This window comes from Tabrizicola sp. TH137 (genome assembly GCF_002855575.1).
Taxonomy (GTDB): Bacteria; Pseudomonadota; Alphaproteobacteria; order Rhodobacterales; family Rhodobacteraceae; genus Paragemmobacter.
On the sequence record NZ_PKRQ01000036.1, the window covers coordinates 1 to 1,959 of the forward strand.

Consider the following 1,959-nt stretch of genomic DNA (forward strand, 5'->3'; position numbering starts at 1 on the left):
CACGTTCAGTAGTCCCATGTCGATCACTCCGTTGACCCCCTCGCGCTTCGCTCGGGGGAGGGTCACATGGGTCAAATCTCAATGGAAATCTTCGGCCAAACCGGGTCAGCTCTCAGTGGAAATCAACACCCTGACGATCCGCAGTCCCCGGCGGCCAAAGAAGTAGCGCTGTATCGCGACGCTCTGCGGCTCGGATACGCACGCTTGGGCGAAACCGGCGGCCTCATCCCGAATTCGGCCCTGATCGACATGTTCCGCTTGCTGAAGGGCCGCAGCGTTGGATTTCGAGTGACACCGGGTACTGCCCTCAAGAACGAGCAAACAGGGAAGATCGTCTTCGTCCCCCCCCAGGATGCGCACGAAATTGTCCGCCACATGACGGCGCTCGAACGGTTCATAAACGACGATGAACTCAGCGATCTCGATCCGCTCATCAAGATGGCTTTGATCCATCATCAGTTCGAAAGCATCCACCCGTTTCCGGATGGGAACGGACGGATCGGGCGCATCCTGAACGTACTTTATCTCACCAGAACGGGGTTGCTCGACATCCCGGTGCTCTACCTGTCGCGGTTCATCACCCGTAACAAAGCGGACTACTACAGGCACCTTCAGGCGGTGCGCGACACGGGCGAATGGGAACCCTGGGTCATCTACATGCTGGAGGCCGTTGCAGAGACTTCTGCCACAACAGTCGAGATCGTCACCGGCATCCGACAGCAAATGGCGGACGTGAAGCATCGGCTACGTGAGGACTTGCCGAAGATTTACAGCCAGGAACTCCTGAACAACTTGTTTCGCCATCCCTACACCCGGATCGAGTATCTGCAGAACGATCTGGATGTCAGTCGGCAGACGGCCGCGAAGTGGACTTTCCCGGAAAAAGTGGAGAGCACCAACTGAGGAACCAGGAGGTGTTCTATGGGAAACGGGAACAGGCCGACGCCGGAATTTCGGCGTGAAGCTGTGCGGCTGGCACTGACCAGTGGCCGGATGCGACGGGAGATCGCGGAGGATCTGGGCATTGGACTGTCGACGCTGACGCGGTGGCTGAGAGATGAGCGTGATGCCAGCGAGCCGAGTGAGGCACCCGTCGATGTCCATGCCGAGTTGAAGCGGCTGCGGCGGGAGAATGCGGTTCTGAAGCAGGAGCGCGACATCTTAAAAAAAGCCGCGGCCTTCTTCGCGAAAGAGGGAAGTCGATGACCTTCGGCTTCATCGAAGCGGAGAAGGCCAACTTCCCGATCAGCCGGATGTGCCACGTGCTTGGGGTCAGCCAGAGCGGCTTCTTTGCGTGGCAGGAACGGCCAGCTTGCCTGCGCCAGCAGCAGGACATGGTCTATCTGGCGCATATCCGGACGGCCTTCGCGCTATCGAACGGGACCTATGGCAGCCCGCGCATGCACCGCGACCTCGTCGACGATGGCCATGAGATCGGGCGGCATCGCACGGCACGCCTGATGCGCGAGAACCAGTTGATCGCGCGGCAGAAGCGGCGCTTCAAACGGACGACGGACAGTGAACATGCTTGGCCCATCGCCCCCAATCTGGTGGCACAGGACTTCACGGCGGACGGTCCGGACAGGAAATGGGGGGCGGACATCTCCTACATCTGGACGGCAGAGGGCTGGCTCTACCTCGCGGTAGTCCTGGACCTCTTCTCCCGTCGCGTCGTCGGCTGGGCCACGAGTGACCGTCTGAAGCGCGATCTCGCGGTCGAAGCCCTGCGCCGTGCTCTTGTGGCTCGCAATCCCGCGCCCGGTCTGGTCCACCATTCCGACCGCGGATCGCAATACTGCTCGGTCGCTTATCAGGCGCTGCTCCGCAAACGCGGTGTCCAGATCTCAATGAGCGGTCGCGGAAACTGCTACGACTGTGAGTATGGTATCGCAGCCTGATGGCCTGACCCATGCTACGATTGACTCCGTGTCATTGTGTTGACGTGTCGACCATCAGGTT

Annotated in this window: 1 protein-coding gene and 1 pseudogene; both read left to right on the forward strand. The window is 60.2% G+C overall.

Features of this window, described 5'->3' with window-relative positions; all coding sequences use genetic code 11:
* Window positions 1–81 precede the first annotated feature (81 nt).
* Complete coding sequence (locus tag C0V75_RS22630; protein ID WP_254216585.1) at window positions 82–903, forward strand: Fic family protein; 822 nt, start codon at window positions 82–84, stop codon at window positions 901–903.
* An 18-nt stretch (window positions 904–921) separates the two neighbouring features.
* Window positions 922–1,874: pseudogene (locus C0V75_RS22640) on the forward strand (IS3 family transposase); the annotation flags it as partial.
* Between the last annotated feature and the right edge of the window lie 85 nt (window positions 1,875–1,959).

Excerpts from the sequence above, each read along its gene's own strand:
- C0V75_RS22630 (WP_254216585.1), top strand. The coding sequence starts at position 82 with ATGGAAATCTTCGGCCAAACCGGGTCAGCTCTCAGTGGAAATCAACAC.